The 4807-nt window shown below is 68.3% G+C and carries 5 protein-coding genes; 3 read left to right on the top strand and 2 right to left on the bottom strand.

The annotated features are described in order from the left end of the window. The first annotated feature begins 211 nt into the window (after positions 1–211). On the top strand, positions 212–814 hold the full coding sequence (locus tag D7V88_RS38990) for a hypothetical protein (protein ID WP_147449065.1): 603 nt from the start codon (positions 212–214) through the stop codon (positions 812–814). 28 nt (positions 815–842) lie between these two features. On the opposite strand, the gene can is transcribed toward D7V88_RS38990, so the two are convergent. Next, a complete protein-coding gene (can, locus tag D7V88_RS38985; RefSeq protein WP_120545597.1) occupies positions 843–1517 on the bottom strand; it encodes a carbonate dehydratase in 675 nt (224 codons plus the stop codon). A gap of 164 nt (positions 1518–1681) precedes the next feature. Between can and D7V88_RS38980 the strand changes: the two genes are divergently transcribed. After that, positions 1682–2980 carry a hypothetical protein gene (locus tag D7V88_RS38980; protein WP_120545596.1) on the top strand — a complete coding sequence of 433 codons (1299 nt, stop codon included), beginning with the start codon at positions 1682–1684 and terminating at the stop codon, positions 2978–2980. Positions 2981–3056: 76 nt separating this feature from the next. On the opposite strand, the gene D7V88_RS38975 is transcribed toward D7V88_RS38980, so the two are convergent. Continuing rightward, entirely contained in the window at positions 3057–3995 is a 939-nt protein-coding gene (locus D7V88_RS38975) for a hypothetical protein (protein WP_120545595.1), read from the bottom strand. 167 nt (positions 3996–4162) lie between these two features. On the opposite strand from D7V88_RS38975, the gene rraA reads away from it, so the two are divergent. Then, a complete protein-coding gene (gene rraA, locus D7V88_RS38970; protein ID WP_120545594.1) occupies positions 4163–4660 on the top strand; it encodes a ribonuclease E activity regulator RraA in 498 nt (165 codons plus the stop codon). Positions 4661–4807: the final 147 nt, after the last annotated feature.

Here is a 4807-nt window from a genome sequence, read left to right as displayed (position 1 = left end):
CCTCCACCCCAACCCCAATCGCATGCATCCCTCCCCACGGGTCACGCTTCCGCGAGGCATGGGCTCCGCGGATGCCGACAGTGGGTGTCCCGCGGGGTTGGGGGAAGCGGCCTTCCAAGGCGATGGCCCTGGGGGATTTCGTGCGGAACGGGCCCGCGGCGGGCCGCGATTTCCTTCCCCCTGCCCTCCAGGAAGTCCTACAAACAGCGGCATGGGAACCCCTGCTCTTCTCCGCCTTGGCGTGGCTTCGGCCCTGCTGCTGCTGTGTGCCTGCGACGGCGACATCGAAGTCCCGGGCACCCTGCCGAACCCGAAGCTGGCGCAGATGATGAACCGGGAACTCGACCGGGAACTGCTGCGCTTCGGCACCGAGAACGCGACAGCGCTGCAGATGAAAGGGCCACAGCCCTACATCGCGGAGGCCGGGGAGAACGGGCGGCGGTGGCTCCAGGAGATTTCGAGCGTGGTGTCCCGCTGCCGCCATGGGATGCGCAACGAGTCCAAATCCAACCTGATGGAGTACGACATCACGCTCAAGAGCGGCGTGCAGCTCAAGGGCGTCTACACGGGGACGAACTGCGCCTACTGGAGCAAGCTGCGGCCGCTGGTGCTCCGCGCGAACTTCGAGGACGGCAGGGTCACCGAGGTCTTCACCGACGGCCGTGAGCGGCAGAGCCCGGTCGACTTCTACAAGACCGACACGATGAACTTCGCGAAGTACGTCCTCCGGGCGGATCAGTCCCGCAACCCGGCGAACTACCGCCCGGCCCCCGCCTCCAAGGCGGACATCGCGAAGCAGTGGGACACTCCCTGACAGGCCGCGTCCTCGTGCCCCTTCCCGACTACGGCGTCGCCGTGTAGCGCGCGAGGCTCGCTGGCAGCTTCGCCGCCAGGTCCTCCGCGCCGCTGAGCGTGAGGCCCAGGTCGGACAGCAGGCCGTCCTCCACGCCGTAGATCCACCCGTGCACCGTGAGGTCCTGCCCGCGCAGCCACGCGTCCTGCACGATGGTGGTCTGACAGACGTTCTGCACCTGCTCCAGCACGTTCAATTCGCAGAGCCGGTCGAGCCGGAGCTTCGGCGACAGCGCTTCGCCCAGGAGCCGCTCGTGCTTCTGGTGCACGTCCTGCACGTGGCGCAGCCAGTTGTCGGCCAGCCCCACCCGGCGGCGCTCCAGGGCGGCCTGTACGCCCGAACACCCGTAGTGGCCGCAGACGATGATGTGCCGGATGCCCAGCAGGTCGATGGCGAACTGCAACACCGACAGCGAGTTGAGGTCGGTGTGCACCACCACGTTGGCGATGTTGCGGTGGACGAACAGGTCGCCCGGCATCAGGTTGACGACCTGGTTGGCCGGCACCCGGCTGTCGGAGCAGCCAATCCACAGGTACTCCGGCGCCTGGGAGCCCACCATCTTCGTGAAGAAGTCGGCGTCCTTCTCCACCATCGAGGCGGCCCACTGGCGGTTGTTCTGGAACAGCACCTCCAGCTTCCGGTCGCCCGCGTTTCGGTCGGTCATCGTCGCTTCCAGAAGAGGGGGCGTACCCCGGGGAAGCGCGACTCTACCGGGTGGGTGGGGCCCTGAGCGCCGCTGTTTCCCGGGACGCGACGGAATATGCGCGGGGGCCGGCGTAATCACCTCCGAAGGCGGCATTTTCCGCTCGACCTCCTCCGGAGTACTCCATGGCGCAGCACCTCCTCCGATTCTCGCGGCTCCTTCCGGTCCTGGCCGCTTCCGTGCTGGCCGCCTGTGGCGGAGAAGACGGGCCCGGCGACGGCGACGGCGACGGTGACACCTGCGTCCGGGACATCACCGAGAAGCAGACCGCGGCGACGACCTGGTCGGCCGGGGACGACAACTGCGCCTATTCCGTGAAGGGCGTCATCGAGGTGAGCGGCGCGCTCACCATCGCCCCCGGGACGGTGGTCCGCTTCGGGCCCGACGCGGGCCTGCTCATCACGGAGACGGGCTCGCTCAACGCGGCGGGCACGGAGGCGAAGCCCATCACCTTCACCGGGACGACGCAGACGCCCGGCTTCTGGAAGGGGCTCGCGTTCAAGTCCAACAACCCCGCCAACGTGCTGGAGTACGTGACCGTCTCCTACGCGGGCAGCGAGTCGCCCTTCTGCTGCGACTTCTTCTACGGCGCTGGCGGCGGCATGGACGCCCGCGCCGCCGTGCTGCTGGGCTCCAACCTGCGGGACGCCGCCAGCACGGTGCGCATCACGCATACGACCATCGAGAAGAGCGGCACGGTGGGCCTCTTCGCCTTCAACAAGGCCCGCCTGCCGGGCTTCGCGCAGAACGTCTTCCGGGGCAACCTGGGCGCCCCCGTCAGCCTGACCATGTCCCTGGTGGGCGCGCTGGACAGCGCGAGCATCTACTCCGGCAACAGCGCGACCAACCCCGCCGCCAACGGCGACAACACCGTCCACGTCCTGGCGGCCCCGACGGCGGACTCCGGCGCGACCCAGACGCTGCGCAAGCTGGACGTGCCCTACGGCATCGCCACCGGCATCCCGGACACGACGGTGTCGTACACCGGCGCGCTCACCATCGACCCGGGCGTCCGGCTCCAGTTCGAGGCGTCCTCGGGCCTGCGCATCGAACAGGACGGTTCCCTGGTGGCGCGGGGCACGGCGGCGGAGCGCATCGTGTTCACGGGCAAGACGGAGACGTCCGGCTACTGGAAGGGCATCTCCATCCGCTCCTCCAGCGGGAGCAACGTCATCGCCTTCGCGGACGTGAAGTACGGCGGTTCGGATGACTTCTGCTGCGACTACTTCACGAACACCGGGGACATCGTCGCCAACATCTCCGTGGGCGGCGGCAACGGTTCCAACCAGGGCCGGCTCCAGCTCACGGATTCCGTCATCTCCGAGAGCCCCGCGTACGGCGTCTTCGTCTTCAAGGCGGCCACCTTCAGCGAGAGCGGCAATACCTACAACAGCAACAGCCAGAACTTCGCACGCGAAAACTGAAGCGGCGCCTCCAACACCGCTTCACCCGCCGCGCGCCGCCCGCAAGGACGGCGCGCGGCGGTCGATTTTCAGCGGGCTACTGGGGAGCGATTTGCCCGTGGACCCTGCCGAAGGCAGTGTCAGAACGCTCGGGGCCATTGCGCATGATGTCGAAGTGGCCATCGAGCACGAACGGCTGCAACGTCGGGTAGCCTTCGCTGTCCCCCGCGCCATCCACGGGCTCGGGGAGGAGCCCGAACTGGGTGCCCGTCTCCAGGCTCTCCAACCGGATGTAATCGATTTCGACCTCGGAATTGAATGGGGTCCGCGTCAGCCGCAGGACCAACGGCAACCCTTCCAGCGCGGGAACCACCCGGTTTTGCAACACGTCGGATGCCGTGCCTCCGAACTGGAGGGTGACCGGACCGGTGACCACCTCCACCCGCTTCTCGTAGGGGCCCGGGAGCCGGGTCACCGTCGAGGACGCGAAGCTGATGACGAAGGGCACCGTGGTGCCACCCAGCGCCGCGAAGATGGAGGGGTCCTGCGGTCCGCCCATCAGCTCGAACTCAATGGAGCCGGAGATCCAGCCGCCGTGGTCCACGCTGAAGCCCACATCCGCGGTGGCGTCTCCCGCCACCTTGAAGAGGAACCGCACCGGACGCGTCTGGCCCTCTCCCACCGTGAACGACATGGGGTTCGGCGAGACGAGCGTGGCGGGTACCGTCTGGCCGGGCGCGTCCGTGCGCTCCACGTGCCAGGAACCGGTCATCTGCACCGTGTAGAGCCCCGCCAGCAGCGGGACGCTCACCGTGTCGGCGGACGTGTCGGTGATGGTGATGGACTGCGGCCCCGTGATGGCGAACGACGCCCCCACGAGCTTGTAGCTGCGTCCCGCCGTCGTCGTCGCGACCAGGGGCAACTCCAGCAGGCCCTCCCCTTCGTGCAGGACGGGAGTGGACGGAATGGACGCCTCGCCACAGGCGACCGCGAGCAGCGCAATCGCTGACACGAAATACTTCTTCAAGACTTGCATGGACTGCCCCCTCAGGAAGGCGGCGACGATAGGATTCTGGACATTTCAGCGTCAAGCCAGAGGGACCCACACGGACAATGACAGTCGGCCCCACGCGTGGCGTGTACCTGACGCGCGGCGCTTCCGGGGTTGCATCGCCCGACGGGCGCCGCGCAGGCTGCCGGTCCATGAGCGAACCCACCGCCCCCAAGACCGCCGACCTCTGTGACGCCCACGCCGGCACCGCGCACTTCCAGGTCGCCGAGCCAGGCTTCCTGGACTACGGCGGCCGCCGCGACTTCCATGGCCCCATCAGCACGGTGCGAGCGCCTGAAGACAACTCACGGGTCCGCAAGGCATTGGAGGAACCCGGCCAGGGCCGTGTGCTGGTGGTGGATGGCGGAGGCAGCCGCCGCTGCGCGCTGGTGGGGGATCACCTCGCGGCATTGGCCCAGAAGAACGGCTGGGCGGGGGTCGTGGTGAATGGCTGCATCCGCGACGCTGAGGAGGTGGGCCGCACCGACGTGGGTGTGAAGGCGCTGGGCACCCATCCGCTCAAGAGCGGCAAGCGCGACGAGGGCCAGCGCGACGTGGAGGTGCGCTTCGCGGGCGTCACCTTCACCCCGGGCCACCACCTCTACGCGGACACGGACGGCATCGTCACCGCGGCGAAGGCGCTGCACTGACCTTCACCGGCTTCATGCCACCCGGCCACGCGGAGCGGTGCGTCGTGAAGACATCATCCCCCGCGCCATCGACTACTTCCGCGCCGCGAATGAGGAGTACGCTTCCCGTGTCGCCACCGCCGTCCCGCAACCGCGCCGCGCACGCTG

This window comes from Corallococcus terminator (genome assembly GCF_003611635.1).
GTDB classification, from domain to species: Bacteria; Myxococcota; Myxococcia; order Myxococcales; family Myxococcaceae; genus Corallococcus; species Corallococcus terminator.
The sequence above is the reverse complement of the archived record's forward strand: the minus strand, read 5'-3'. Positions and strand labels throughout refer to the sequence as shown.

Bases quoted from the DNA above. Each gene is read 5' to 3' on its own strand.
- D7V88_RS38990 (WP_147449065.1), top strand. From the start codon at position 212: ATGGGAACCCCTGCTCTTCTCCGCCTTGGCGTGGCTTCGGCCCTGCTG.
- D7V88_RS38975 (WP_120545595.1), bottom strand. From the start codon at position 3,995: ATGCAAGTCTTGAAGAAGTATTTCGTGTCAGCGATTGCGCTGCTCGCG.
- can (WP_120545597.1), bottom strand. From the start codon at position 1,517: ATGACCGACCGAAACGCGGGCGACCGGAAGCTGGAGGTGCTGTTCCAG.
- D7V88_RS38980 (WP_120545596.1), top strand. From the start codon at position 1,682: ATGGCGCAGCACCTCCTCCGATTCTCGCGGCTCCTTCCGGTCCTGGCC.
- rraA (WP_120545594.1), top strand. From the start codon at position 4,163: ATGAGCGAACCCACCGCCCCCAAGACCGCCGACCTCTGTGACGCCCAC.